The organism is Mesorhizobium sp. 8, from assembly GCF_006351905.1.
In the GTDB taxonomy this organism is placed as follows: Bacteria; Pseudomonadota; Alphaproteobacteria; order Rhizobiales; family Rhizobiaceae; genus Mesorhizobium; species Mesorhizobium composti.
In genome coordinates, this window is sequence record NZ_CP040914.1 from 3,836,303 (window position 1) to 3,862,230 (window position 25,928).

At 67.1% G+C, this 25,928-nt stretch carries 22 protein-coding genes, 1 tRNA gene and 1 riboswitch; of the genes, 15 read left to right on the forward strand and 8 right to left on the reverse strand.

Annotation, left to right across the window (positions count from 1 at the left end; all coding sequences use genetic code 11):
* Positions 1-189 precede the first annotated feature (189 nt).
* Complete coding sequence (locus FGU64_RS18580) at positions 190-1,353, reverse strand: acyl-CoA dehydrogenase family protein (protein ID WP_180375568.1); 1,164 nt, start codon at positions 1,351-1,353, stop codon at positions 190-192.
* Positions 1,350-2,501, reverse strand: a complete 1,152-nt coding sequence (locus tag FGU64_RS18585; RefSeq protein WP_139954515.1) for a CoA transferase — start codon at positions 2,499-2,501, stop codon at positions 1,350-1,352. The genes FGU64_RS18580 and FGU64_RS18585 overlap by 4 nt, the downstream gene beginning before the upstream one ends.
* 219 nt (positions 2,502-2,720) lie before the next feature.
* Here FGU64_RS18585 and FGU64_RS18590 point away from each other — a divergent pair, with 219 nt between their 5' ends.
* The 8 genes from FGU64_RS18590 to FGU64_RS18625 all read left to right on the forward strand — a co-directional run bounded on the left by FGU64_RS18590 (position 2,721) and on the right by FGU64_RS18625 (position 13,240).
* The gene (locus FGU64_RS18590) at positions 2,721-3,443 is read left to right on the forward strand and encodes a GntR family transcriptional regulator (RefSeq protein WP_139954516.1); all 723 of its coding nucleotides are present in this window, start codon (positions 2,721-2,723) and stop codon (positions 3,441-3,443) included.
* A 285-nt stretch (positions 3,444-3,728) separates the two neighbouring features.
* On the forward strand, positions 3,729-5,243 hold the full coding sequence (locus FGU64_RS18595) for an ABC-F family ATP-binding cassette domain-containing protein (RefSeq protein WP_139954517.1): 1,515 nt from the start codon (positions 3,729-3,731) through the stop codon (positions 5,241-5,243).
* A 277-nt stretch (positions 5,244-5,520) separates the two neighbouring features.
* Positions 5,521-5,766 carry an acyl carrier protein gene (locus FGU64_RS18600; RefSeq protein ID WP_139954518.1) on the forward strand — a complete coding sequence of 82 codons (246 nt, stop codon included), beginning with the start codon at positions 5,521-5,523 and terminating at the stop codon, positions 5,764-5,766.
* A gap of 68 nt (positions 5,767-5,834) precedes the next feature.
* Positions 5,835-6,992 carry an acyl-CoA dehydrogenase family protein gene (locus FGU64_RS18605; protein WP_180375732.1) on the forward strand — a complete coding sequence of 386 codons (1,158 nt, stop codon included), beginning with the start codon at positions 5,835-5,837 and terminating at the stop codon, positions 6,990-6,992.
* A gap of 2 nt (positions 6,993-6,994) precedes the next feature.
* Positions 6,995-7,918: an amino acid--[acyl-carrier-protein] ligase gene (locus FGU64_RS18610; RefSeq protein WP_139954520.1), complete on the forward strand. Its 924-nt coding sequence runs from the start codon at positions 6,995-6,997 to the stop codon at positions 7,916-7,918.
* 2 nt (positions 7,919-7,920) lie between these two features.
* Entirely contained in the window at positions 7,921-8,919 is a 999-nt protein-coding gene (locus FGU64_RS18615; RefSeq protein ID WP_139954521.1) for a DUF1839 family protein, read from the forward strand.
* Positions 8,920-8,933: 14 nt separating this feature from the next.
* Complete coding sequence (locus FGU64_RS18620) at positions 8,934-11,456, forward strand: glycoside hydrolase family 2 protein (protein ID WP_139954522.1); 2,523 nt, start codon at positions 8,934-8,936, stop codon at positions 11,454-11,456.
* Positions 11,453-13,240, forward strand: coding sequence for an alpha/beta fold hydrolase (locus FGU64_RS18625; protein ID WP_139954523.1), 1,788 nt, complete (start codon positions 11,453-11,455; stop codon positions 13,238-13,240). The genes FGU64_RS18620 and FGU64_RS18625 overlap by 4 nt, the downstream gene beginning before the upstream one ends.
* A gap of 24 nt (positions 13,241-13,264) precedes the next feature.
* Here FGU64_RS18625 and FGU64_RS18630 read toward each other — a convergent pair whose 3' ends face one another.
* The 3 genes from FGU64_RS18630 to FGU64_RS18640 all read right to left on the reverse strand — a co-directional run bounded on the left by FGU64_RS18630 (position 13,265) and on the right by FGU64_RS18640 (position 15,577).
* Positions 13,265-14,608: an MATE family efflux transporter gene (locus FGU64_RS18630; protein ID WP_168734620.1), complete on the reverse strand. Its 1,344-nt coding sequence runs from the start codon at positions 14,606-14,608 to the stop codon at positions 13,265-13,267.
* Between the two features lie 126 nt (positions 14,609-14,734).
* The gene (locus FGU64_RS18635; protein WP_136360320.1) at positions 14,735-15,265 is read right to left on the reverse strand and encodes an L-2-amino-thiazoline-4-carboxylic acid hydrolase; all 531 of its coding nucleotides are present in this window, start codon (positions 15,263-15,265) and stop codon (positions 14,735-14,737) included.
* 48 nt (positions 15,266-15,313) lie between these two features.
* Positions 15,314-15,577, reverse strand: a complete 264-nt coding sequence (locus FGU64_RS18640; RefSeq protein ID WP_136360319.1) for a DUF6460 domain-containing protein — start codon at positions 15,575-15,577, stop codon at positions 15,314-15,316.
* Positions 15,578-15,695: 118 nt separating this feature from the next.
* Between FGU64_RS18640 and FGU64_RS18645 the strand changes: the two genes are divergently transcribed.
* Positions 15,696-15,769: transfer RNA gene (locus FGU64_RS18645), tRNA-Gly, on the forward strand.
* Between the two features lie 16 nt (positions 15,770-15,785).
* Here FGU64_RS18645 and FGU64_RS18650 read toward each other — a convergent pair.
* On the reverse strand, positions 15,786-16,763 hold the full coding sequence (locus FGU64_RS18650; protein ID WP_139954524.1) for a LysR family transcriptional regulator: 978 nt from the start codon (positions 16,761-16,763) through the stop codon (positions 15,786-15,788).
* A gap of 289 nt (positions 16,764-17,052) precedes the next feature.
* Between FGU64_RS18650 and chvE the strand changes: the two genes are divergently transcribed.
* From chvE to araD1, 4 genes are all read left to right on the forward strand, one after another.
* Positions 17,053-18,123 carry a multiple monosaccharide ABC transporter substrate-binding protein gene (chvE, locus tag FGU64_RS18655; RefSeq protein ID WP_136360317.1) on the forward strand — a complete coding sequence of 357 codons (1,071 nt, stop codon included), beginning with the start codon at positions 17,053-17,055 and terminating at the stop codon, positions 18,121-18,123.
* A 93-nt stretch (positions 18,124-18,216) separates the two neighbouring features.
* Positions 18,217-19,752 (forward strand): multiple monosaccharide ABC transporter ATP-binding protein, encoded by a 1,536-nt coding sequence (mmsA, locus tag FGU64_RS18660; protein WP_136360316.1) that lies wholly within the window; start codon positions 18,217-18,219, stop codon positions 19,750-19,752.
* Positions 19,749-21,038, forward strand: a complete 1,290-nt coding sequence (gene mmsB, locus FGU64_RS18665) for a multiple monosaccharide ABC transporter permease (RefSeq protein WP_139954525.1) — start codon at positions 19,749-19,751, stop codon at positions 21,036-21,038. Before mmsA ends, mmsB begins: the two co-directional genes overlap by 4 nt.
* Before the next feature lie 127 nt (positions 21,039-21,165).
* Positions 21,166-22,158 (forward strand): AraD1 family protein, encoded by a 993-nt coding sequence (araD1, locus tag FGU64_RS18670; RefSeq protein ID WP_139954526.1) that lies wholly within the window; start codon positions 21,166-21,168, stop codon positions 22,156-22,158.
* A 215-nt stretch (positions 22,159-22,373) separates the two neighbouring features.
* Here araD1 and FGU64_RS18675 read toward each other — a convergent pair whose 3' ends face one another.
* Complete coding sequence (locus tag FGU64_RS18675; protein ID WP_139954527.1) at positions 22,374-23,471, reverse strand: 2'-deoxycytidine 5'-triphosphate deaminase; 1,098 nt, start codon at positions 23,469-23,471, stop codon at positions 22,374-22,376.
* 267 nt (positions 23,472-23,738) lie between these two features.
* Positions 23,739-23,815, forward strand: a riboswitch (SAM riboswitch).
* 70 nt (positions 23,816-23,885) lie between these two features.
* Between FGU64_RS18675 and FGU64_RS18680 the strand changes: the two genes are divergently transcribed.
* A complete protein-coding gene (locus FGU64_RS18680; RefSeq protein ID WP_139954528.1) occupies positions 23,886-25,073 on the forward strand; it encodes an O-succinylhomoserine sulfhydrylase in 1,188 nt (395 codons plus the stop codon).
* Positions 25,074-25,076: 3 nt separating this feature from the next.
* Here FGU64_RS18680 and FGU64_RS18685 read toward each other — a convergent pair whose 3' ends face one another.
* Positions 25,077-25,400 (reverse strand): MmcQ/YjbR family DNA-binding protein, encoded by a 324-nt coding sequence (locus tag FGU64_RS18685; RefSeq protein ID WP_139954529.1) that lies wholly within the window; start codon positions 25,398-25,400, stop codon positions 25,077-25,079.
* 126 nt (positions 25,401-25,526) lie between these two features.
* Between FGU64_RS18685 and apaG the strand changes: the two genes are divergently transcribed.
* On the forward strand, positions 25,527-25,919 hold the full coding sequence (gene apaG, locus FGU64_RS18690) for a Co2+/Mg2+ efflux protein ApaG (protein ID WP_139954530.1): 393 nt from the start codon (positions 25,527-25,529) through the stop codon (positions 25,917-25,919).
* Positions 25,920-25,928 lie beyond the last annotated feature (9 nt).

Here is a 25,928-nt window from a genome sequence, read left to right on the forward strand (position 1 = left end):
CAATCGTCTCCTGGCGCTAGAGCATTTTGCAGCCAGACGGAATCGTCTGGCGTCGCACAAATGCGGCTAAAACAAAGAGATAGATCGTTGCGCCGTTTCCGTGAAACGGTGAAACGATCTAGCGTGCTTCCGTCTGCAAGAAAACTGTAGCGGGCATCGTCCCCTCGGTCGTTCACGATCCGCCTCCTGTCAGGCCAGCATGTTGCCCGAGATGATGATGCGCTGGATTTCGCTGGATCCTTCATAGATGCGCATGATCCTCAGGTCGCGGGCGATCCGCTCGACGGGGAAATCGCGAGTATAGCCGTAACCGCCGTGCAATTGCAGGGCGGTGTCGGCGATCTTTCCCGCGGCCTCCGAGGCGCCGAGCTTGGCCATCGACGAGGCGGCCGAGAAGCGTCCGCCATGGCGGTGCGCCAGGTCGCGCTGGCGCGCGGCCTCCTGCGACAGGAGCAGCGCCGAATGCCAGGCGAGCCCCATGTCGGCGATCATCCAGCGGATGCCCTGGCGCTCCGACAGCGTAATGCCGCCGATGACGCGTTCCTTCGCATAGGCGATCGCCGCCTTCATCGCCGCGCCCGCAAGGCCGAGGCATTGGGCGGCGACCTCCACACGGCCGTTGTCGAGGACCTGCATGGCCGTGCGGAAGCCCTTGCCTTCCTCGCCCAGCAGCGCGCTTTCGGGCAGTTCGCAATCGAGGTTCAGCGTGAAGACGTGGCCGCCCTTCAGGCCCATGGTCTTTTCCGCCGGGCCGGCCTCGAAGCCGGGCGTGCCCTTCGGCAGCAGGAAGGCGGAGATGCCGCGATGGCCCTTGTCCGGATCGGTCACGGCATAGACCACGACGACGTCGGCGACGCCGCCGTTGGAGATGAAGCACTTGGTGCCCTTGAGGTGCCAACCCTTTTCGGTGCGCCGCGCCCGCGTCTTCATGTCGGCGGGGTCGGAGCCGGCGGTGGGCTCGGTGAGCGCGAAGGCGGCGAGCACCTCGCCGCTGGCGGCCTTGGGCAGCCATTCTTCCTTTTGCGCTTCGGTGCCGCCGATCAGGATGGAATCGGTCGCCAGATAATGCGCGGTCAGCGCCGAAGCGGTCGAGCCGCAGGCGCCGGCGACGATGGCGACGGCACGCAACAGCGCGGGCGCGGAAATGCCGCCGCCGCCATAGGCGTCCGGCAAATTGGCGCCCATCATGCCGGCTTCGCCGAGCGTTGCGAGCTGCTCATGCACGAAGCGCGATGTCTCGTCGGTTTCGGCCGCCAGCGGCGCGATCCTGTCGGCGCACAGGCGCTCCAGCACGTCGCAGAACAGGCGCTCTTCCTCGGAGAGCATGTGCCAGGGATCGTCGATCGCAGTCATGCGCGCTCCTCCAGCCCGAATTCCTTCAGCACGGCCGCGAGGTCGCCGCCGAGGCGGGGGGCGGCCGACGCGGCCACCGGCTTGACGCCGTCGAACCGAACCGGCTGGCCGACAACCGGGGTTTTCCCGAGGACGGGATGCGCAAGCCGGCTCACCAGGCCGCGCACGGCGGCATGCTCGTTGTCGGCGGCCTGCGCGATGTCCCAGATCGGCGCGGTCGGCAGGCCTTCGGCGGCCAATGCGGCGACGGCCTGTTCGGTGGTCAGGCGTCCGGACCATTCCTCGATCAGCGCCCGCAGCGCCGGTTCGTGCTCGGTGCGACTAGAGTCGGAGGCAAAGCGCGGGTCGTTGGCGATCTCGGCTCTGCCGATCAGCGCCGCGAGGCGCTGGAACTGCCCGCCGCTCAGCACCGCGATCACCACTTGCCCGTCGCTGGTCCTGAAGCAGCCGAAGGGCGTGGAAAGCGGATGGCGATTGCCGACACGGCCCGGCAGCACGCGGCCATAGAAATGCTGGGCGTGGCTGGTGGTCAGCATGGAAAACAGCGCGTCGTACATCGCAATGTCCAGCACCGCGCCCTGGTCTGTCGCGTTGCGCTGCACGAGAGCGGCCATGATCGACCAGCTTGCGAACAGGCCGGCGATCAGGTCGGCGATGCTTTCGCCGGTTTTCAGCGGCGCGCCGCCGTCCTCGCCGGTCGCGGCCATCAGGCCGGACATCGCCTGCACCACCAGGTCGTAGGCCGGCAGGTCCTTGAAGGGGCCTTCCTGCCCGAAACCGGAGATGGAGCAGTAGATCAGCCGGGGATTGGCCTTGCGCAGTGCCTCGGCGCCGAGGCCGAGCCGGGCGGCCACGCCGGGGCGGAAGTTTTCCACCACCACGTCGACACGGGCGGCGAGCGCCTGCGCCAGTTCGAGGTCGGCCGGTTTCTTCAGGTCGAGCACGACGCTCTTCTTGCCGCGGTTGTTGAGCGTGAACAGCGCGCTCTCGCCGTCCTTGAACGGGCCGATATGGCGGTAGTCGTCGCCGGAAGGCGGCTCGAGCTTGACGATCTCGGCGCCGACGTCGGCCAGCAGCGCCGTGCAATACGGCCCCGCCAGCACGCGCGACAGGTCGAGCACCTTGATGCCGGCAAGCGGGCCGCTCATGCGGCCAAACCAAAGAAAAACGCGGCAGGCCGGCTGCCCGCCGTTTCATCGGCCGCGGTTGCGGCCCTGTCGAGAACCTGCATCTGGCGCTCCTCCCGGCCGGTTCGTGATTTTTAAGTCTAAACATATCGAATTCTCTATGTCTAGACTTATTCTGATTCCGTGCCTAAACTTGTCATTGCCGGTTCATGCGGACCGGGGCGTCAGGAGGAGATCGCGATGGCAGCCGGAGCGGCGTCATCCAAGGCGCGGACCATCGCCGACGAGGTGCGCCGCCGCATCGTCGAGGGGCAATGGCGCCAGGGCGACCGCATCCCCGACGAAGCCGACCTCGCCATCGAGTTCGACGCCGCGCGCGCCACCGTCAACAAGGCCCTGCAGCTTCTGGCCAACGACGGCCTGCTGGACCGTCGCCGCAAGGCCGGTACGCGCGTGACTGTCGATCCGGTGCGCAAGGCGTCCTTCACCATCTCCATCGTGCGCGAGCAGGTCGAGCAGGCCGGCATGGCCTACAGCTATCGGGTCGTGGCGCAGCGCAGGAGCCCGGTTCCCGCCGGGGTCGCCGCGCGGATCGGCTTGGCTCAAGGCGAGGTCCTGGTGCGCATGCGGGCCATACACTATGCCGACGATCGGCCCTTCCAGCTGGAGGACCGCTGGCTCAACCTTCGCGCCACGCCGGCGCTGACCGGGGTGGATATGCGGCATTTGAACGCCAACGAATGGCTGGTGCGCAACGCGCCCTACCTGCGCGCCGAAATGGCGTTTTCGGCCGAGAACGCCGACCGGCGCGATGCCAGGCTTCTCGGGACGCAACCCGGCCGCGCGCTGCTTGTCCTCTACCGCAGCACCTGGAACGACCTCGGCCCGATCACCACCGTCAGGGTAGCGTTCCAGCCCGGCCATATCGTCGGCACCGAAGGCAACTTCTGGCCCGACCGGTAGGTCCGGGCTCCGGTATTTCCAGCAGAAAAGGACTTCGTGGCGTCCCGGAACGCAGCTCGGTTTCCGCCGGTCTTGCCTCGCTGCGGCCGGTTTGGTACATCGCCGCGACGTTTTGCAACCGAGAAGGGGGAAGCTGGTGCTTTGCCAGTGCTTCCATAACCGCACCCGCGGACCTGTCTCAGCCCCGCGCCTGACCTCGCGGGGCTGATCGGGAAACGCATCGCCGTCTCACTGTCAGCCTCACCGGCGCGCCTGCCGCGCTTCCTGACCTGAAGTGAGACCACAATGTCCCTGATCGCCGTCAAAGACCTTTCGCTGATCCGCACCGAAGCCCTGTTTACCGGGCTGAACGTCTCCATCGCCAAGGGCGACCGCCTGGGCCTCGTCGCCGCCAACGGGCGCGGCAAAACCTCGCTCTTTCACATCGTCGCCGGCAATGAGGCGCCGACCGGCGGCACCGTTACCCGCTCACGCGGCCTCGTCGTCGCTACCGCCCCGCAGGACCCGCCCGCCCGGCTGCTCGCCATGACGCTCCGCGAGGCGGTGCGCGACGCGCTCTCGCCCGAGCTTGCCGAGACGGAAGACTGGCGGGTCGATATCCTGCTGGACGACCTCGAAGTCGACGAGGCGATCCGCGACCGCGCCGTCGGCAAGCTGTCGGGCGGCTGGCAGCGGACGATGCTTCTGGCGCGCGCGGCGATCGTCGAGCCCGACCTGATCCTGCTGGACGAACCGACCAACCATCTCGACATCGGCCGCATCGGTGTGCTGGAGCGCTTCCTCGCCGCGCTGCCGCACGATTGCGCGGTGGTGGCGGCAAGCCACGACCGGGCATTCCTCGACGACGTGACCAACCGCACCCTGTTCCTGCGCCCTCAGGAAAGCCTCGACTTCGCCCTGCCTTATTCCCGCGCCCTGCAGGCGTTGGAGGAGCGCGACGCCGCGCGCGGCCGGCAGTTCGACAACGACATGCGCAAGGTCAGGGCGCTGCGGCAGCAGGCGGCGAAGCTCAAGAACATCGGCATCAATTCCGGCTCCGACCTGCTGGTCGTCAAGACGAAGCAGCTTTCCGAACGCGCCGACAGGCTGGAGGAACGGGCCAGGCCCGCGCACCGGGAACGCTCGGCCGGCGCCATCCGCCTCTCCAACAGCGGCACCCATGCAAAGGCGCTGGTCTCGATCGACGACGCGGCGGTCGAGACGCCGGACGGCCGGCTCCTGTTCCGCACCGGGCGGTTGTGGATCGAGAACGGCGACCGCATCGTCCTGCTCGGCGCCAACGGCACCGGCAAGACGCGGCTGGTCAACAGGCTGAGGGCGGCGCTCGCCGCCCCCGACGCGGCCATCCGCGGCGCGGCCAGCCTCAGGCTCGGCTATTCCGACCAGGCGCTCTCCCAGCTCGACGCGTTTCCGACGCCGTGGGACGCCGTCAAGCGCTCCAGCGACGCGACCGATCACCAGGCGCGCGCGCAACTCGCCGGCGCCGGCATCGGCGTCGACGCGCAGGCCGCACCCGTCTCGCGCCTGTCGGGAGGGCAGCGCGCCCGCCTCGCCATGCTTCTGCTGCGCCTCGCCCAGCCGAACTTCTACCTGCTGGACGAGCCGACCAACCATCTCGACATCGAGGGGCAGGACATGCTGGAGAGCGAACTGGTCGAACAGGGCGCGGCCTGCCTGCTGGTCAGCCACGACCGCGCCTTCGTCAGGGCGGTCGCGACGCGGATCTGGGTGATCGCGGGCAAGCGGCTGGTCGAGGTCGACGATCCCGATCCGGTTTTCGACAGGCTGATGGCGTCATAGGGGCCGACGAGGCGTGCCGCAAAGGGGCATTGCCCGATGCTGCGCTGTTCGCGCCCCATCAGGGCAACGCCAAGCCTTCCTCTTACCGGAGGACGGCACAACCCTGTCGTACGATATCCCCTTGCGCGCGCCGCTTGTTTTGCCGATCGCTCGAATTGTGCCGGTCCTCGATACCGATCCTTAAGCCTGTCTCCAGCTTCCGCAAATCGTTAACGCGGCGGTTGCCATGGACGTGCGACTTGTCCTCCCACAAGCACAACAGGGCAGGGACGCCACCATGATCGACCGCATCCGCACGCTATTGTCCGGCCATCCGATGATTCCGCTGGACTTCTCGGCGCTCAGCGACGACGCCAATCTCTACGACGCGGGGCTGACCTCGTTCGCCTCGGTGCAGATGATGCTGGCGCTGGAGGAGGAATTCGACATCGAGTTTCCCGAAGCGATGCTGACGCGCCGCACCTTCGCCTCGCTTGCCAACATCGCCGATGCCGTCACGCAGATCACGCGCAAGGCGGCCTGACCATGAATGTCCTGAGCAAGATCGATGTCGCCGCTCCTGCGGCGGCCCCGGAGGCGCCTGCCGAGCGCATGCGCCGGGTGGCGGCGGTGGCGGTCGAGCACGGCGATGCCGTCGATCGCGAAGGCCGCTTCCCGGCGGAAACCATTGATGCGCTGAAGCGCGAACGCCTGCTCGGCGTCGCCATTCCCGCCGAATACGGCGGCGAGGGCCTCGGCACCGCGGCCGTCGCCGACCTGATCGCGCAGCTCGCCCAGGCCTGCGGCTCGAGCGCGATGATCTACGCCATGCACCAGATCAAGACGTCGAGCTTCGTCATGCACGGCATCGGCAGCGAGTGGCACCGCGCCTACATGCGCCGCATCGTCGCCGAGCAACTGTTGATGGCGTCGGCCACCACCGAGGCCGGCATCGGCGGCAACCTGCGCAACTCCATCTGTGCCATCGAGGTCGAGGACGGCCGCTTCCGGCTTACCAAGGAAGCCATCGTCATTTCCTACGGCAACTATGCCGACGCCATCCTCGCCACCGCCCGGCGCGCGCCGGACGCGGCAAGCTCCGACCAGATCATGGTGGTGATCCCCAACGACGCCAACCGCACGATCGACCGCACCGTGGTGTGGGACACCCTCGGCATGCGCGGCACCTGTTCCGACGGCTTCCACCTGGAGGCGGCCGGCGACGCGGCGCAGATCTTCCCCAAACCGTTCTCAGAGATCGCCGCGCAGTCGATGCTGGCGTCTTCGCACATCTACTGGGCGGCGACCTGGTTCGGCATCGCCGCCGATGCTTTCAACCGCGCGCAGGCCTTCGTCAAGGCGGCCGCCCGCAAGCAGACCGACGGCACCTTGCCGCCCGGCGCGCTGCGGCTTGCCGAAGCTGCGGCGAAATTGCAGGAGATGAAGGGCCATCTGATGGCCGCCATCCACCGCTTCGACGCCGCGCAAGTCGATGCCGCTCGGGGCGACGACGCCGCGCTGTCTTCGATCGGTTTCGCCGCCGAGATCAATGCGCTTAAAGTGGCCGCCAGCGAGAAGGCCGGCGAGGTGGTGCGCATCGCGCTGCTGGTCAACGGCATCCTCGGCTACAAGAACGGCACGCCGTTCAGCGTCGGCCGCCATCTGCGCGACACCGCTTCCGCGCCGGTGATGATCTCCAACGACCGTATCCTTTCCAACACCGCGACGCTGCTTTTGATGAGCCGCTTCGACACCAGCCTGGGGGGCTGACCATGGACGCCAAGACTTTCGACGCAAAGACCCTGCTGGACAGCCTGTTCGACAACGGCATCCTGTTCGAGACGGGCGTGGACGGGCTCTACGGCCGCTCCGGCGCTTTCGAGGAAGTGATCGAGCGCTTCGAGCGCCTCGTCACCCGCCTCGGCGCGCCCGACAAGGCGACCCGAATCCACTTCCCGCCGGGCATGAGCCGCGCCACGCTGGAAAAGAGCGGCTACATGAAGTCCTTCCCGCAGCTCGCCGGCTGCGTGCATTCCTTCATGGGCGGTGAGCGTGAGCATGCCTCGCTGCTCAACATGATGGCGACCGGCGAGGACTGGACCGAGCTTCAGAAGGCCACCAACGTCGCGCTGACCCCGGCGGCCTGCTATCCGCTCTATCCGACGGTCGCCGCGCGCGGCCCGGTGCCGGCCGAGGGCGTGCTGTTCGAGCTGTCGTCCTACTGCTTCCGCCACGAGCCGTCGCAGGACCCGGCCCGCATGCAGCTGTTCCGCATGCGCGAGTTCGTCAAGATCGGCACCGCCGAACAGGTCAGCGCCTTCCGCGAAAGCTGGCTGACGCGCGGCAAGGCGATGATCGAGTCTCTCGAACTGCCCTGCGACGTCGACCTCGCCAACGATCCGTTCTTCGGCCGCGGCGGCAAGATGATGGCCAACAACCAGCGCGACCAGGGCCTGAAGTTCGAGCTGCTGATTCCGGTGACCAGCATCGAAAAGCCGACCGCTTGCTTGTCCTTCAACTACCACCAGGACCATTTCGGCCAGACCTGGGGCCTGAAATTCGCCGACGGCGAGCTTTGCCATTCGGCCTGCGTCGGCTTCGGGCTGGAGCGCGTGGCGCTGGCGCTGTTCCGCCATCATGGCCCGGACATCGAAGCCTGGCCGGCGGGCGTGCGCGCCGTCCTGTGGGGCGAGTGACGATGAAGGCGGCAATAGCCGGGCTCGACCCGGCAGGCTACCGGTCGCATCCGCTGCACGACGCGGAGCGCCGCTGGCCGCAGACCAACTGCTATGTCGACCTGCTGGTCGAGGTGATGCACGCGACCGGACACGACCCGGTCGCCGCACTCGGCTTTACAGTGGCACAGGACTTCGAGGGCGACCAGTTCACCTTCTTCAAGTTCCCGAGCGCCGACCTTCAGCGGCTTGCCGGCATCGACATCCAGGAACTGGCGATCTTCGACCGGCTGGAGGATCATATCCTTGTGCAGATCGGGCGCGGCCGCCTGCCGCTGGTCGAACTCGACGCCCATTTCCTGCCCGACACGGCCGGCATCACCTACCGCAGCGGCCATTCCAAGACGACCGTGGGCGTCAATGCCTTTGATCCCGAAGCGCGCCGCATGCACTACTTCCACAACGACGGCTATTTCGCGCTGGAAGGCGAGGACTACGACGGCCTTTTCGGCCCGTACCGGAATGCGCCGGCCGGCGGCCTGCCGCTGTTTCCCTATGCCGAGTTCGTCAAGTTCGGCGCCCCGGACCGGCAAGAGCCGGCGACGGCCGCGCTCGAGCTTCTGCGTGGCCATCTGGAACGACGGCCGAGGCGCAATCCGCTGGCATGCTATGCCGAGGCGTTCGAGGATCACGCCCGCGGGCTGGCCGGCCGTGCGCCGGACTATTTCCACACCTACGCCTTCAATACGCTGAGGCAGGTCGGCGCCAACTTCGAGCTTCTGGCCAGCCATCTCGACTGGTTGCAGATAAAAGCCCGCATGGACTTCGACGCGCCGGCGCGTGCCGCCGAGCGCATCGCCGACGGTGCCAAGGCCATCCAGTTCAAGCTCGCCCGCGCCATGGCGCGGCAACGCTTCGACGGGCTGGCCGAGAGCATTGCCCCGATGGCCGAAGCCTACGACGCGGTGATCGCGGCGCTGGAAGCGCGATTGTCGGCACGGGCGGATTCGAAGGCGGCCTGAGCCGCCGGGAGACGATGATGGACGTCATGGTGCCGGTCTCCGGCGCGGATCGGGTGCTGGACACGGGATGGTCGATGGCCGTCTCGGATGCCGGCGCATGGCCGGCCCCCGCCGCGATCGATCCGTACGCCGAGTGGCTGGCGGCCGAATGCCCCGGCACGGCTGCGGCCACGCTGGAGCGGCACGGCCGTTGGGATCGCACGCAGCCCACGCCGCTGCATGACAAGGACGTCTGGTATCGCTGCCGGCTCGATGCGAAAGGGCCGGTACGCTTCGTCTTCGAGGGGCTGGCGACCGTCGCCGAAATCTGGCTGCACGACAAGCTTCTCGCCACCTCCACCTCGATGTTCGAGCCCTGCGCGGTCGAGGTCGATCTTGCCGGCGGCGAACAGCTCGCCATCGCCTTCCGCAGCCTCGACAGGCATCTGGAGACGCTCTCCGGGCCGCGCGCCCGCTGGAAACCGCGCATGATGAACGACCAGCGTCTTCGGCTGGTGCGCACCACGCTGATCGGCCATATGCCGGGCTGGTGCCCGCGCTTCGATGTCGTCGGGCCGTGGCGGCCGGTGCGGCTGGTGCAGCAAGGGAAGGAACCGCGTATCCTCGACAGGATGTTGCGGGCCGATCTTGACGGCGCGACCGGCCGCCTTTCGGTCGCGCTCGACCTGTCGGCGCCGCTCGCCGGCGACGCGACCGTGACCTGCGCCGGTGTGACGGTACCGCTGCGTCGTGAAACGCCGACCCGCCTCGTCGCGGAAATGGACGTTCCCGATGTCGCGCCGTGGTGGCCGAACAGCCACGGCAAGCCGGTACTGCACGGCGTCTCCGTGCGCCTCGGCGCCACGCGCCACGATCTCGGCCGCGTCGGTTTCCGCCGCATCGCCCTTGACCGCGGTGCCGACGGGTCCGACTTCCGGCTTCTCGTCAACGGCGTGCCGGTGTTCTGCCGCGGCGCGGTGTGGACGCCGTCCGATCCGGTGGCGCTTGCCGGAGACGAGGCCGCATTGGCGCGCGACCTCGAACTGGTGCGCGATGCCGGCGTCAACATGCTGCGCGTCGCCGGCACCTTCACTTACGAATCCGACGATTTCCACGCATTGTGCGACGAACTCGGCATCCTCGTCTGGCAGGACTTGATGCTGGCCAATTTCGATTACCCGGCAAAGGACGAAGGCTGGTGCGCGGCGCTCGGGCGTGAGGTCGCGGCGCTGCTCAGGCGGCTTGCGTCTTCGCCTTCGCTTGTCGTGCTGTGTGGCGGCAGCGAGATCGCCCAGCAGGCGACGATGCTCGGCCTGCCGGCTGGCATCGATGCGACGCCATGGTTTGACAAGGTCGTGCGGCCGGTGGCGGAGGCGCTGCGTCCGGATCTCGTGCTCGTCCCTTCCACGCCCCACGGCGGCAGCCTGCCTTTCGCCGCTTCCGGTGGGCCGATGCATTATTACGGCGTCGGCGCCTATTGCCGGCCGCTGGAGGACGCACGCCGCGCGGAGGTGCGCTTCGCGTCCGAATGCCTGGCCTTCGCCAACGTGCCCGATCAGGCGACGCTGGACGCGCATCTGCCGGTGCCGCAGGTGCACGATCCGCGCTGGAAGGTCGGCGTGCCGCGCGATGCCGGCGCCTCGTGGGATTTCGAGGACATTCGCGAGCATTATCTGGAGACGCTGTTTGCGGTCGACGCGCGCCGCCTGCGCCGCGAGGACCCGGCGCGGTATCTCGACCTGTCGCGCGCCGTCACCGCCGAGGTGGTCGAGCGCACCGTCGACGAGTGGCGCCGCCCCGCCTCGCCGACGGCCGGCGCGCTGCTGCTGTTCTGGAAGGATCTGGCGATCGGCGCCGGCTGGGGCGTGGTCGATGCCGCCGGCCGGCCGAAATCGGTCTGGCATGCGCTGAAGCGCGCCTTCGCGCCGACGCGGCTGATCCTCTCCGACGAGGGAGTCAACGGGCTGGACGTACATCTCATCAACGACGGCCCGGCACCCTTGCGCGGCACGCTCACGGTGTCCTGCCTGCGCGATGGCGCGGTCGCTGTCGTCGGCGGCAAGCGGGCGATCGAGCTGCCGCCGCATGGCGGCCTGACGCTGCCGGTGTTCGAGCTTCTCGGCGCCTTCTTCGACGTCTCCTATGCCTATCGCTTCGGTCCCGCCGGCCACGAACTGACGGTGGCGCGCTTCGAGGACGAGAATGGCGTGGTGCTGGCCGAGGCCGTCCATGTCCTGCCGGGCGCCATGACCGCGCGCCGCGACGTCGGCCTAACGGCGCGGCTGGACCGTTCGGAGGAAGGCTGGCAACTCGTGCTCGCCTGCCGCCGCGCCGCCTATCACGTCGACATCGCCGGCGACACCGCGTTCCGGCCGGAGGACAACGGCTTTCATCTCCTGCCCGGCCGTGAACGCACCGTGCGCCTGTTCGGCCCGGCGGACGCAGACCCGGCAGGCATGGTGACGGCGCTCAATGCGGACAAGGGCGCGGCCTATCGGCCGGAAAGGCCAGTTTCGGGCGCCGTGATGGTTTTCGAGACACCCGAGGTCGTGACATGAGGCCGCTCGTCTTCGACGCAACCATCGGCTGGCTGCACGAGGCCAGCGGCCGTCGCGGCGTCGTCATTGCCGGCGCGCACGGCTTCGAGGACCTGTGCAGCCGCCGCTTCCTGACGCTGCTGGCGGGCCGTGTCGCGGCGGCCGGGCTTCCCGTGCTCCAGTTCGATTATCCCGGCTGCGGCGATGCCGCCGGTGACCACACCGATCCGGGCCGCGTCGAGGCGTGGGTGAAAAGCATCGGTGCCGCCGTCGATCGGCTGAAGCGCGAGACGGGCGTCGGGGACGTCGTCATCGTCGGCTTCCGGCTGGGCGCGCTGCTGGCGCCGCTGGCGGCTGCCGGCCGCGACGACGTCGCCGGCCTCGCCCTGCTCGCACCGCCCGCTTCCGGCAAGGCCTATGTGCGCGAGATGACGGCGCTGTCGCGCATGATCGACGCGCCGCTGGCGGCCAAAGCCGGACCGGCCGAGCCGTTCGACGGCCGCCAGGTCGCCGGCTTTCACCTGTCTTCGGAAACGCTGGCGGCGCTGGCGGAGCTCGACTGGCAGCAGGCGCTGGCCGAAGCCGTCGTGCCGCACATGCTGGTGCTTGCCAACGGCAGGATTCCCGATCCGGAAAGCCTGCGGTCCGAACGCGGCGGCATCGTGCCCGAGGTCGCGGTCGCCGAGTTCGAAGGCTATGTCCACCTGGTCTGCGATCCGACCGCCAACCGGATTCCCGAACCGACGCTCGACCTCGCCGCCAGCTGGATCGCGCGTCTCGCGGAACAGGCCACAGCGCCGGGCGTCGCCGACCGCTCGAACGAGCTACAAATCCTCGTCGGTCCCGACTGGCGCGAAGAGCCGGTGGTCATCGGCGGCGGCAGCGAGATCTGCGGCGTACTGTGCCGGCCCGAAATCCGCACCGCGCCCGCAACGCCCGTGGTCTTCCTCAATGCCGGCGCGGTGGCGCATGTCGGCTGGGCGCGCGGCACGGTCGAGGCGGCGCGGGTACTCGCCGCCGAAGGCATAGCCTCGTTGCGCATCGACCTGCCGGGCATCGGCCAGAGTGCCGCCCCCGCCGAGGACCGGCTGTTCCTTTACGACGACCGCACCAGCAGCGACGTCATGCGCGTCATCGACTGGATGGGGCAGGCGGGGTTCGGCGAGGTCGGGCTGGTCGGCACCTGTTCCGGCGCCTTCCAGGCTTTCCACGCGGCGCGCGCCGACCGTCGGGTGCGGCGGCTGACGATGATCAATCCGCTGTGCTTTGCCTGGAACAGTTCCTACGCGCTCGATCTCGCGGCGTGGAAGGTCTACGAGAACGCCAAGGCCGTGCGTGGGCCGGACAGCGATGCACCGCAGGAGCCTTCGCGGCCGGCGATCGGCACGACGCTGCGTGCCGGCGCTTCGAAGATTGGCCGCCTCTCCATCCGGCGCGGGCTGGAACTCGTCAAGACCGCGCTCGCCGTGCCGGAGCGGCTGATCGGCCGCTCGCCGGTCGAACGCTGGATGCGGGCCTTGTGCGCCCGCGGCGTGAAGGTGCTGATGGTTACCTCCGAGGGCGACCTCAGCCTGAAGGAGATCGCCCGCCATTTCGGCCCGGATGGCCGGCGGCTCGACGCGCTGCGCGGCGTGGCGAGGCTCGGCCTCGCCGCCGCCGACCATACGCTGACGCCCCATCATGCCCGCCGCGCCCTAGTCGCCCGGCTGATCGCTTTCGGCGACGACGACGATGGCCGGTCGAACAAGGCGTTCGTGCGCGAGACGGCGGTTCAGCGGCCGAAACCCGCGTTGGAAACGCCCTGATCGTTCTTGCCGAAGTCCGCCGTTTCAGGCCGCGCCGAATGCGGTGCGGGTGCGTAGCCGCAGCATCATGGCCAGGCTGACGCCGCGCACCAGCAGGAAGACGTGCAGCGCCGCCCACAGGCCGTGGTTGCCGAACAGCGGCGCCAGCGCAAACAGCGCGGCCGTGAAGGCAAGGAAGGAGAGCAGCATCATGTTGCGCATGTCGCGCGACCATGTGGCGCCGATGAAGACCCCGTCCATCTGGAAGGCGAGCACGCCGGACAGCGCCGTGAACGCCGCCCAGGGCAGGTAGGTGTCGGCCGCCTCGCGCACGTCGACGGCGGTGGTGATGATGCCGATGAGATTGGCGCCGAAGACCAGCAGGATGAGCGTCGCCGCCCCCGCCAGCCCGAAGCCCCACAGCACGGTCAGCCGAACGGCGCGGCGGAACGAGCGCTCGGCACGGGCGCCGATGGCACGCCCGGCCAACTGTTCGGCGGCGGTGGCGAAGCCGTCGAGGAAATAGCCGGCGATCAGAAAGAAATTCATCAGCACGGCGTTGGCGGCCAGCGTCACCGTGCCGAACTGCGCGCCCTGGCGGGTGAACAGCGCGAACGCCGCCAGCAGCGAGAAGGAGCGGATCATGATGTCGCGGTTGAGCGACATCATCGCCCGGAAGGCCGCAAGGTCGAGGATGCGGCTTCGCGCCAGCGGCGGCGCGTTGCGGAAGCGGCGCGTGACGATCGCCAGCCCGAACAGCGTGGCGACCGCCTCGCCGGTCACCGTCGCCCAGGCGACGCCGGCGACGCCCCAGTCGAGTTCCAGCCCGAGCAGAATGCACAGCGTGATGTTCATGCCGTTGAGCACGATCTGCAACAAAAGGCCGAGATTGCCTTCGCCGCGCCCCAGCACGTAGCCGAGAATGGCGTAGTTGACGAGCGAGAAGGGGGCGCCGAGCATGCGGATGCGGATGTATGTATCCATGACAGCGCTGACGCGCGGTCCGCCGCCGATGAAGGCCTGCCCGCCCTTCGAGATCAGGGGTGCCAGAAGGGCGAGCGCAATGCCGGCAACCAGCGCCACCAGCACAGCCCGCCACAGCACCGCCCGTTCCTCCAGCGCGTCGCCGCGCCCGAAGGCCTGCGCCACCAGCCCGGTGGTGCCGGAGCGCAGGAAATTGAAGGTTGTGAAGACGACGTCGAAGACGAGCGCGCCGGCGGCCAGCCCGCCGAGCAGCGCTGCATCGCCGAACTGGCCGACGACGGCGGTGTCGACGATGCCGAGCAGCGGCGTCGTCAGATAGGCAAGCGTCATCGGCACCGCGATCGCCAACACCGTGCGGTTGGTGACGGCGAAGGGCTGGGAAGCGGATGCCTGGGTCTGGTCCACGTGGTGCCTTGAGATGGTTTGGCCGGACGGCGGATGTGGCCCGCTTTCGGCCGCCCCGCAACCGCCAAAGCGGCAAGGCCAAGCGATTTCGACCGCTGGCTTACCGCGCCGCAGGGGAAACCGCGACTATTCGGCTTCGCTTTTGTAGGAATAGCGGAACGTGCAGCGCGGCGCGCCGGCCATGATGGTCTGCTTGCGGTCCAGCTGGATATTGGGATCGTAGCCCTGGCAGAAGGTGCCGTCGCGGTTGCACGACATCAGGTGGCCGATCTGACCGAGGCCCATTTCCCGATAGCTCTCGGCATAGCGGCAGCGCGTCACGTCGAAATTGAAGGTGGTGTCGGAAGCCTCCAGCACCTCGATCTCCAGCGCGCCGTCGTGGGTCCACAGGTCGTAGAGCTTGATGAAGTCGGCCATGCTGGTGACGCCGCCGGGGGCCAGCGCGGCGAAATGCTTGCCTTCCGCCACCGCCGCCTTGCGGATTGCCGCATCGAGGATGGCCTGCGCCTTCTCCTCGCCGATGGCCGCGACCATTTCGGCATAGATCGGCCCGATGACCTCGGCCTGGATGCGCCGCCTGGTCAGCGTCGGCAGTTCCTTGTCGTGCCCCTGTTGCGTCACTTCGATATCCTTTCCGGCTGGCGATGATGCCGCCATCCGAACGCTTTTGCCAGCCTTCCGATGCCGTCTGCGGCGTTCTGCGGGCTACTTGCGGTAGCCGAGCAGGCGAATGACGAGGAAGGCGGGCACGACGATCGCCGCGCCGAGCAGGATATAGCCGACGAAGCGGTCAAGCGCGTGGAAACCCATGTGCCAGAGGTCGACGAAGAAATTCCGGATGCCGTAGACGACGTCGAGCGGCGACCAGCCGAAGGCGCTCATCACCAATCCGACGAGGAAGGAGACGACGATCAGCTTGAGCAGGATGCGCAGCGGCGAATCGCCGAGAAAACGCGTCAGTGCGGACATGGGCCGTCAGGTCCGGTTGGTCGGATGGTTCAGATACGCAGTCGGGGCGGGGAGTTCAAGCAACGATGCTTCAAGGCAGTTGCAGCCCCCGCCGGCAGCGTGATAACGAAGCTGCTGCGCGGGTGTAGTTCAATGGTAGAACGGCAGCTTCCCAAGCTGCATACGAGGGTTCGATTCCCTTCACCCGCTCCACCTTGCCGCACCGTTCCTAGCCCACCTCCCGCAGGATGAAGTCGTAGAGCATCCTTGCGGCCGGCGAGAGCACGCGGTTGCGGGCGGTTATCAGGCTGTAGGGCCTCACCTCGATGTCGAACTCGATCGGCACCACGTCGATGGCGCCGGCCAGGCCCTCCGGGTTCTGGATGAAGCGCGCCACCTGCACCGACACCGGCGCGATAGCGTCCGACTGCGCCACCATGACCAATGTCAAGAGAAGCGAGGAGGTGTTGAGGATGCGCTCCGGCAGCGGCACGTTGCGATTGAGGAAGTTCGCCTCCATCGCCTGCCTGAGCGGCGAGCCGCCGGATTGGAACACCCAGTCATAGCTGGTCGTCTCCTCCAGCGCCACCTGCCGCCCGTGCGCGAGCGGATGGCCGCGGCGCACGATCAGGCAGGCTTTCTCGACGCCGATGACGCGGCTGTCGAACAGGCGTGGGTTGAGGTCGTCGGGGATGCGCGCGACGATGAAGTCGTGGCGCGAGGCGATCAGCTCGCGCGCCAGCACGTTGGAGGTTTCCACCTGCATGGTGATCTCGATGCGCGGATAGAGCCGGCGGATTTCGCGGATCGCCGGCACCGCCAGCTCGATGGCCGGCGCGGTGACGGCGCCGAGGAACACCGAGCCGCCCTTGCCGGCCTTCAGTTCGGCGATCTCGCGGTCGGCCTCGCGCATCTCGAGCAGGATGGAGCGCGCGCGCCGCGCCAGCGCCTTTCCGTAGGGCGTCAGCGCCACGCCGCGCGGCAGCCGCTCCAGAAGCGTGACGTGCAGCACCGCTTCCATCTCCGCGATCATGCGCGAGGCGGCCGGCTGCGAGATGTTCATCACCTGGGCGGCGGCGCTGACCTTGCCGTGGTCGTCGAGCGCCGCGATCATGCGCATGTGGCGCAGGCTGAGGCCGCTGCGCAGCAACGGCACGGCGGCAGTTTCGCGGTTGTCGTTTCCGGTCGAATCGCGCGCCCCAACCATGCCTGTCCGTCGCCTCTTTCGCCCGATCCCGAAGGCTTAAATCGATATGATATACCGGTTTCGATATAGCAACAATCGAAGATCGCATTTGACAGTTATGGCAAAGGATAACACGCTGCGCACGCTTCAAAGACGTCGCGTTCCGGCCCGCAGGCCGGCGGGGCGGCCGGAGGGGCCGATCGGGAGGATGCGAGACAATCGATGATCCGCGGCTGCGCGTTGCGCTGTCGTCCGGTCGTGCGGCCGCGAGCCACGCGGCTGAGCGCCCATCAACCAGGGAGAGAGTAACGTGAAGATCATCAAATCGCTGGTCGCTGCCGCGGCCCTCGGCATCGCGGCCATGTCCGTGCCCGCGCACGCCGAAGACAAGGGCCTTGTCGGCGTGCTCATGCCCACCAAGACCTCGCAGCGCTGGATCAACGACGGCGACGCCGTCAAGAAGCAGCTCGAGGAGAAGGGCTACACCGTCGACCTGCAGTATGCGCAGGACGACATCCCCAACCAGCTCAGCCAGCTCGAGAACGAGATCACCAAGGGTCCGAAGGCGCTCATCATCGCCTCGATCGACGGCACGACCATGTCGGACGCCTTGCAGAAGGCCAACGACGCCGGCGTCGTCGTCGTCGCTTACGACCGCCTCATCAAGAAGACGCCGAACGTCGACTACTACACCACCTTCGACAATTTCGGCGTCGGCGTTATCCAGGCCAATTCGCTGGTCAAGGGCCTGAAGGAGCGCTTCCCCAACGCCAAGCCGTGGAATGTCGAGCTGTTCGGCGGCTCGCCGGACGACAACAATGCCTTCTTTTTCTACAACGGCGCCATGTCGGTGCTGCAGCCGCTGATCGACGACGGCTCGATCAAGATCAAGTCGGGCCAGATGGGCATGGACAAGGTCGGCACGCTGCGCTGGCTGGCCGCCACCGCCCAGGCGCGCATGGATAACCTGCTGTCGGCCAACTACTCGGACGGCAGCCGCGTCCACGGCGTGCTGTCGCCCTATGACGGCCTGTCGCGCGGCATCACCGCTTCGCTGCGCGCCGTCGGCTATGGCACGGACGCCCAGCCGTGGCCGATCGTCACCGGCCAGGACGCCGAGACCGCCTCGGTCAAGCTGATCATCTCGGGTGAGCAGTATTCGACCGTCTTCAAGGATACGCGCGAACTTGCCAAGGCGACCGTCGAGCTGGTCGACACCGTGCTGTCGGGCAAGAAGCCCGAGGGCCTGGACGAGAAGACCTACAACAACGACGTCAAGGTCGTTCCCTCGATCCTGCTCACCCCGGTCGAGGTCGACAAGTCGAACTATGAGAAGCTGGTCGTCGAGTCCGGCTACATCAAGGCCGACGAGCTGAAGTAATATCGTGTCCGGAAAGGGGCCTGGCCTGGCCCGGCCCCTTTCCGTTTCGCAGTGCTGCCGGTAGAATTGCGGCCACGAAGGAGCGATATCGCGATGGCTTCCACGATCCTGGAAATGCGCGACATCACCAAGACGTTTCCCGGCGTGAAGGCGCTGTCGAACGTCACCTTGAGCGTCGAGGAAGGCGAGATCCACGCCATCGTCGGCGAGAACGGCGCCGGCAAGTCCACCCTCATGAAGGTGCTGTCGGGCGTCTACCCATCCGGCACCTATGACGGCACCATCGTCTTTCGCGGCCAGGAATGCCAGTTCGCCGGCATCCACGACAGCGAACGGCTGGGCATCGTCATCATCCACCAGGAACTGGCGCTGGTGCCGATGCTGTCGATCGCCGAGAACATCTTCCTCGGCAACGAGCACGCCAGCTACGGCGTCATCGACTGGAACGCCAACGAGACGCGCACGCGTGCGCTGTTGAAGAAGGTCGGCCTCGACGAGGACCCCAAGACGCTCATAACCAACATCGGCGTCGGCAAGCAGCAGCTTGTCGAGATCGCCAAGGCGCTGTCGAAGCAGGTCAAGCTTTTGATCCTCGACGAGCCGACGGCGAGCCTGTCGGAGAAGGACAGCCAGGCGCTGCTCGACCTTCTGCTCGAATTCAAGCGGCAGGGCATGACCTCGATCCTCATTTCGCACAAGCTCAACGAGGTCAGCCGCGTCGCCGACCACGTCACCGTCATCCGCGACGGCCAGACGATCGAGACGCTTGCGCGCAAGGACGTCACCGAGGACCGCATCGTCACCTCGATGGTCGGCCGCTCGCTCGACGACCGTTATCCGCCGCGCGAGCCGAAGATCGGCGAGGTGGTGCTGGAGGTGAAGGACTGGTCGGTCTACCACCCGATCCACGCCGAGCGGCAGGTCATCAAAGGCATAGACCTCAACGTCCGCAGGGGCGAGGTCGTCGGTATCGCCGGCCTGATGGGCGCCGGCCGCACCGAATTCGCCATGAGCCTGTTCGGCCGCTCCTGGGGCCGCCGCATCACCGGCACCGTCCTGCTCGACGGCAAGCCGGTGGACGTCTCCACCGTCGGAAGGGCGGTGGACCGTGGCATCGCCTACGTCACCGAGGACCGCAAGACCTACGGCCTCAACCTGATCGACCACATCAAGCACAACGTCACGGCCGCCAACATGAAGGGCGTGTCGAAGCGCGGCGTCATCGACGACCTGCGCGAGCTTGCGGTGGCCAACGAATACCGCGCCAAGACCAACATCCGCACCCCCAGCGTCTACCAGCTCACCGGCAACCTGTCCGGCGGCAACCAGCAGAAGGTGGTGCTTTCGAAATGGCTGTTCGCCGACCCCGAGGTGCTGATCCTCGACGAGCCGACGCGCGGCATCGACGTCGGCGCCAAATACGAGATCTACACCATCATCGCGCGCCTTGCCGCCGAGGGCAGGGCGATCATCGTCATCTCGTCCGAGATGCCGGAACTGCTCGGCATATCGGACCGCATCTATGTCATGAACGAAGGGCGCATCGTCGGCGAGATGGCGGCTTCCGAAGCCAGCCAGGAAAAGATCATGCGCGCCATCATTCGCGGGGAAGGAAAGGCTGCATCATGACCGTCGAGAGCTCGCCCTCGCCACAGACAGGCGTGGCCCAGGATACCCATGAGCCGCGCGTCGCCGTCTCGGCGCTGGTGACGAACCTGCGCGAATACGGCCTCGTGCTGGCGCTCATCATCATCATGCTGTTCTTCCAGTTCACCACCGACGGTACGCTGTTCAAGCCGCTGAACCTGTCCAACCTGGTGCAGCAGAATTCCTTCATCATCGTCATGGCGCTCGGCATGCTGCTGGTCATCGTCGCCGGCCACATCGACCTGTCGGTCGGCTCGGTCGCCGGCTTCATCGGCGCGCTCGGCGCCAACATGATGGTGACATGGCAGCTCGGCCTGTTGAGCAATCCGCTGGTGGCTTCGATCGTGTGCCTGCTGGTCGGCGCTGCGATCGGCGCGGCGCAGGGCTACTGGATCGCCTACCATCGCATACCGAGCTTCATCGTCACGCTGGGCGGCATGCTGATCTTCCGCGGCCTGTGCCAGGCCATGCTCGGCGGCGGTCTTTCCGTCGGCCCGTTGCCGGTCTCTTTCAAGGAACTCTCCTCCGGCTTCATCCCGGAGCTGCTGGGCGTCTGGACTCTGGTCCCGCCGACGGTCAACGCCGCCGGCAAGACGATCTTCGGCAGCGGCGTCCAGCTCCAGATGACGTCGGTGATCCTCGGCCTGATAGGCGTCGCCGCCTATGCCTGGTTCGGCCTTTCGGCGCGCCGCACGCGCGAGCGCCACGGCTATCAGGCCGAGCCGTTCGCCCTGTTCACCGCCAAGACGCTGATCGTCAGTCTGCTGGCGCTGTTCCTCGTCTACCAGTTCGCGGTCTACAAGGGGCTGCCGATCGTGCTGGTCGTGATGGGACTTTTGATCGGCCTGTTCGTCTTCGTCACCAAGCGCATGGTCATCGGCCGGCGCGTCTATGCGCTCGGCGGCAATCCGAAGGCGGCGCAGCTTTCCGGCATCAAGACCGAACGGCTGACGCTGTACGTCTTCATCAACATGGGCGTGCTGTCGGCGCTCGGCGGCCTGATCATCGCCGCGCGCCTCGGCCAGGCGGTGCCGGCGGCAGGCCTCGGCAGCGAGCTCGACGTCATCGCCGCCGTCTTCATCGGCGGCGCCTCGGCCATGGGCGGCGTCGGCCAGGTGATCGCCACGGTGGTCGGCGGCTTCATCATGGGCGTCATGAACAACGGCATGTCGATCATGGGCGTCAACGTCGACTGGCAGCAGGTGGTCAAGGGTCTCGTGCTGCTCGGCGCCGTCGTCTTCGACGTCTACAACAAGAACAAGGCCTGAGCCGCGGGCGAAGGCCGGACGGGAACTTAAACCGATACGCATTGGAGGAACGCGGCGCAGGCCTTGCGCCGCGACAGGGATGGTTTGCGCGGCCGCGGCGGCCGGCACGGGAAAGCAGGAGATGGCTATGCTGGTTTCACAGATGCTCGGCGACGACGATACGATCCGCGTCGTGGCGCGCAACGGCAACGGCGCGCGCGTCGTCAACGGCGCGCGCAGCGTCTATGCGCTGGCGGTCGAGGCGGCGCGCACCGGCATCGGGCTTGCCGCGCTGATCGAGCGCAAGGGCTGGGGCGCCGCGGTCGACCTCGAGGCCGCCTATCGCAAGGGCCTTCTGCTGTCGCCGATCAACCATCCCGATCCGGCGCATCTGCACCTGACCGGCACCGGGCTGACCCATCTCGGCTCGGCGGCGACGCGCGATTCCATGCACAAGAAGCTGGCCGAGGACGGCGAGGAGCAACTCACCGACTCCATGAAGATGTTCCGCATGGGTCTCGAAGGCGGCAAGCCGGCCGCGGGCAAGGTCGGCGTGCAGCCGGAATGGTTCTACAAAGGCAACGGCACCATGGCGGTGGCGCCGGGCGCGCCGCTCGTCTCGCCTTCCTTTGCCCAGGACGGCGGCGAGGAACCGGAGATCGCCGGCATCTATGTCATCGGCGACGACGGCCAGCCGCTGCGCGTCGGCTTCACTCTCTCCAACGAGTTCTCCGACCATGTGACGGAGCGGGTGAACTATCTCTTCCTCGCCCATTCCAAGCTGCGCAACGCCTCTTTCGGTCCCGAGATTCTGGTCGGCGACCTGCCGGCCGATATCCGCGGTACCTCGCGCATCCTGCGCGGCGGCAAGGCGATCTGGGAAAAGCCGTTCCTGTCGGGCGAGGCGAATATGTCCCATACGATCGCCAACCTGGAACATCACCATTTCAAGTATCCGGCCTTTCGCCAGCCGGGCGACGTGCATGTCCATATGTTCGGCACCGCGACGCTCTCCTTCGCCGATGGCGTCCGCACCGAGCCCGGCGATGTATTCGAGATCGAGGCGACCGATTTCGGCCTGCCGCTGCGCAACGCGCTGGAGATCGAGGCGCCGGTGAAGGTGGCGGTGAGGGCGCTGTAGCAAGCTTGGCGGGCGTCGACAGGCAGGCAATCGCGGAGGGCGCAGACCCCCACCCCTAACCCCTCCCCGCAAGGGGGAGGGGAACCTTGCGTCGGAGCCGCAATTCGCCAACGTAGATAATTTCGCGGAGACGGTGCTGTCCGCGTCTCCCTCCCCCTTGCGGGGAGGGGACAGGGGGTGGGGGCGCCCGTCAATATCCGTCGAAATTGCCGGTATCACCGCCCCGGCGGGCGGAAATGCTTCGACAGCTTCAGGCCCTGCGCCTGGTAGTTGGAGCCGAGGTCGGTGCCGTAGAGCGCCTTCGGTCGTTCCAGCATGTGCTCGTAGACGAGGCGGCCGACGATCTGGCCGTGCTCGAGGATGAAGGGCACTTCGTGGCTGCGTACCTCCAGCACGGCGCGGCTGCCGGTGCCGCCGGCGGCGGAATGGCCGAAACCGGGATCGAAGAAGCCGGCATAGTGGACGCGGAATTCGCCGACCAGAGGATCGAATGGCGTCATCTCGGCGGCGAACAGCGGCGGCACATGCACCGCCTCGCGGCTGACGAGGATGTAGAACTCGTCCGGGTCGAGCACCAGTTCGCCGGCCTTGTTGCGGGTGAGCGGCTCCCAGAAGTCGGCGACGTCGTGCGCGGCGCGCCTGTCGACGTCGACCAGTCCGGTGTGGTGCTTGCCGCGATAGCCGACCAGCCCGCTGGCGTCGCCGGCAAGGTCGATGGAAAGCGCGATGCCGCCGCCCGAAATGTCCGGCGGCTCGGTGGCAACCAGCGTCTGTGCCCTGTGCAACGCCTGCAACTCGTCTTCCGACAGCACGGCATGGCCGGTGCGGAAGCGGATTTGCGACAGGCGCGAGCCGGCGCGCACGACGATCGGAAACGTCCGCGGGCTGACTTCGAGATAGAGCGGACCGTGATAGCCGGCGGCGATCTTGTCGAACTCGTGGCCGTGGTCGGTCATGACGCGGGTGAAGATGTCGAGCCGGCCGGTCGAGCTTTTCGGATTGGCCGAGGCCGAGACATGGTCGGGCAGGGAAAGGCTCTCCATCAGCGGCACGATGTAGACGCAGCCCGTCTCCAGCACGGCGCCTTCCGTCAGGTCGATCTCGTGCAGCTTCAGCCGTTCCAGCTTGGCGTCGACCGTGCTGCCGGGGCCGGGCAGGAAGGACGCGCGTGCCCGGTACGCCTTGGCGCCGAGCCTGAGGTCGAGGCTCGCCGGCTGGATCTGGTCGGCGTCGAGCGGCCGGGGGGCGGCGAGCGCGCCGGAGGAAAACAGCGCCGCTATGTCCTGATCGGGAAGAATACCGGTCTTGCGCAATGATTGCTCCGTCGGTGCGATGCTCGTTGTGCGTCCTTCGAGGCTCGCTTCGCTCGCACCTCAGGATGAGGGAGGCTGGTGCCTTCATCCTCATCCTCAGGTACGGGCATAGCATTTCCGCCGGCGTCGTTTTCCGCCGAGCGTGTCGACTTCCCTCATCCTGAGGTGCGAGCGAAGCGAGCCTCGAAGGACGCACCAAAGGAATACCAGCCGCACAAGGCATAGTGAAACCATCGATTGACGCAAGCGCGGGCTGGGTCTAAAGGGGCTTTATCCCGTGGTGATTTGCCGGTCGGCTTGCAGCCACGTTAAACAAGTCGCTAAAGGACCGTCGGCACAAGAGCCCATGGCACCGGTTGCGACTTTCGCGGCCGGTTTTTTTGTGTCGGTGCCGATTTTGGCTGGTGAAGGACCATGACGAACAACAAGCGCAACTGGAAGCCCGCAACCCAACTCGTGCACGAAGGCACGCTGCGATCGGGCTTCGGCGAAATGTCGGAAGCCCTGTTCCTGACACAGGGCTATCTCTACGCCACCGCCGAGCAGGCCGAGGCCCGCTTCAAGGGCGAGGAACCCGGCTTCATCTATTCGCGCTACGCCAACCCGACGGTCGACATGTTCGAGAAGCGCATGTGTGCGCTGGAAGGCGCGGAAGACGCGCGCGCCACGGCGTCGGGCATGGCGGCTGTCGCTGCGGCGGTGCTGTGCGGCTTGCGGGCCGGCGACCATATCGTGGCGGCACGCGCCCTGTTCGGCTCCTGCCGCTGGGTGGTCGAGACGCTGGCGCCGCGCTACGGCATCGAATGCAGCATCGTCGACGGCACCGACATCGCCAACTGGGAAAAGGCGGTGAGGAAGAACACAAAACTGTTCTTCCTCGAAAGCCCGACCAACCCGACGCTGGAAGTGGCCGATATCGCCGCTGTCGCCAAGCTCGCCAATTCCACCGGTGCGCGGCTGGTGGTCGACAATGTGTTTGCCACGCCTCTGTTCCAGAAGCCGCTCGAACTCGGCGCCCATGTCGTCGTCTATTCGGCCACCAAGCACATAGACGGGCAGGGGCGTTGTCTGGGCGGCATCGTGCTGTCGGACAAGAAGTGGATCGACGAGAACCTGCACGACTATTTCCGCCACACCGGCCCCAGCCTGTCGCCCTTCAACGCCTGGACGCTGCTGAAGGGGTTGGAAACCCTGCCGATCCGCGTGCGCCAGCAGACGGAGTCGGCCGGCAAGATCGCCGACGTGCTGGCCGGTCATTCCAGGGTGGCGCGCGTCATCTATCCCGGCCGCGCCGACCACCCGCAGGCCGACATTGTGAAGAAGCAGATGAAGGGCGGCTCGACGCTGATCTGCCTCGACGTCAAGGGCGGCAAGGCGGCGGCGTTTGCCTTCCAGAACGCGCTCGACATCATCCTCATCACCAACAATCTCGGCGACGCCAAGAGCCTGATCACCCATCCGGCGACGACCACGCACAAGAACCTCACCGACGAGGCGCGCGCCGAACTCGGCATCGGGCCGGGCACGCTGAGGCTCTCCATCGGGCTGGAGGATGCCGACGACCTGATCGAGGATATCGCCCAGGCGCTCGACCGGACCTGACCGTCAAGGCAGGGATTTCGGCGCCGCGTTGCGCCATGCCATCTGCATGGCGTGGCCGAGCGTCGCCGCATCGATCCTGTCCAGCGCCACCAGCGTCCAGCCTTTCAGGCCCCATGAGCCGGCAACCGGCACGAACAGGCCCGCCGCCGTTTCCTTGAACAACTGCTGCTGGTCGGGCGTCAGCTTCAGGACCGCCCGGCCGTCCTTCTCGCGCCACGTCGCGAAGATCCTGCCGCGCACGCGAAAATCGGTGACGTCGAAATGGCCGCTTTGCTCGGCCTCGGGAAGGCCGAGCGCCATGGCGCGAAAGTCTTCTGCACTGGCCATACCGGTCCCCGCAGCCATCGTGCATCGGTAGTGCGCGCGATCGCGCGCCGTCACCCATCCTTGCGGACATATTGACCACGGCCCCGCCGGGTCCACAATACGGACGGTCAGAGTCGGGAGAATGTCATGTATCGCGCCGTCACCCGCAACATCGAAGTCGAGGTGGAGCCCTTCTACATGGAGGATCGCTCCGATCCCGATACCGGCCGCTATGTCTGGGGCTATCGCATCACCATCGAGAACCGGTCCGAGGAGTTCGTCCAGCTCCTGACGCGCTATTGGCACATCACCGACGCGGAAGGGCGGGTGGAGGAAGTGCGCGGGCCGGGCGTCGTCGGCGAGCAGCCGGAACTCAACCCCGGCGACAGCTTCCAGTACACGTCCGGCTGTCCGCTTTCGACGCCGTCCGGCATCATGGTCGGCCACTACACCATGCGCAATGCACAGGGCGACCTGTTCGACATCGCCGTGCCCGCCTTCTCGCTCGACCTGCCGAACACGATGCGGACGGTCAACTGACCGCCGATC

Coding starts and splice junctions, on each gene's coding strand:
- mmsB (WP_139954525.1), top strand. CDS start 19,749: ATGACCGTCGAGAGCTCGCCCTCGCCACAGACAGGCGTGGCCCAGGAT.
- FGU64_RS18620 (WP_139954522.1), top strand. CDS start 8,934: ATGATGGACGTCATGGTGCCGGTCTCCGGCGCGGATCGGGTGCTGGAC.
- FGU64_RS18615 (WP_139954521.1), top strand. CDS start 7,921: ATGAAGGCGGCAATAGCCGGGCTCGACCCGGCAGGCTACCGGTCGCAT.
- mmsA (WP_136360316.1), top strand. CDS start 18,217: ATGGCTTCCACGATCCTGGAAATGCGCGACATCACCAAGACGTTTCCC.
- FGU64_RS18605 (WP_180375732.1), top strand. CDS start 5,835: ATGCGCCGGGTGGCGGCGGTGGCGGTCGAGCACGGCGATGCCGTCGAT.
- FGU64_RS18595 (WP_139954517.1), top strand. CDS start 3,729: ATGTCCCTGATCGCCGTCAAAGACCTTTCGCTGATCCGCACCGAAGCC.
- FGU64_RS18600 (WP_139954518.1), top strand. CDS start 5,521: ATGATCGACCGCATCCGCACGCTATTGTCCGGCCATCCGATGATTCCG.
- apaG (WP_139954530.1), top strand. CDS start 25,527: ATGTATCGCGCCGTCACCCGCAACATCGAAGTCGAGGTGGAGCCCTTC.
- FGU64_RS18625 (WP_139954523.1), top strand. CDS start 11,453: ATGAGGCCGCTCGTCTTCGACGCAACCATCGGCTGGCTGCACGAGGCC.
- FGU64_RS18610 (WP_139954520.1), top strand. CDS start 6,995: ATGGACGCCAAGACTTTCGACGCAAAGACCCTGCTGGACAGCCTGTTC.
- FGU64_RS18580 (WP_180375568.1), bottom strand. CDS start 1,353: ATGACTGCGATCGACGATCCCTGGCACATGCTCTCCGAGGAAGAGCGC.
- FGU64_RS18585 (WP_139954515.1), bottom strand. CDS start 2,501: ATGAGCGGCCCGCTTGCCGGCATCAAGGTGCTCGACCTGTCGCGCGTG.
- FGU64_RS18590 (WP_139954516.1), top strand. CDS start 2,721: ATGGCAGCCGGAGCGGCGTCATCCAAGGCGCGGACCATCGCCGACGAG.
- FGU64_RS18685 (WP_139954529.1), bottom strand. CDS start 25,400: ATGGCCAGTGCAGAAGACTTTCGCGCCATGGCGCTCGGCCTTCCCGAG.
- FGU64_RS18640 (WP_136360319.1), bottom strand. CDS start 15,577: ATGTCCGCACTGACGCGTTTTCTCGGCGATTCGCCGCTGCGCATCCTG.
- FGU64_RS18650 (WP_139954524.1), bottom strand. CDS start 16,763: ATGGTTGGGGCGCGCGATTCGACCGGAAACGACAACCGCGAAACTGCC.
- FGU64_RS18635 (WP_136360320.1), bottom strand. CDS start 15,265: ATGGCGGCATCATCGCCAGCCGGAAAGGATATCGAAGTGACGCAACAG.
- araD1 (WP_139954526.1), top strand. CDS start 21,166: ATGCTGGTTTCACAGATGCTCGGCGACGACGATACGATCCGCGTCGTG.
- FGU64_RS18680 (WP_139954528.1), top strand. CDS start 23,886: ATGACGAACAACAAGCGCAACTGGAAGCCCGCAACCCAACTCGTGCAC.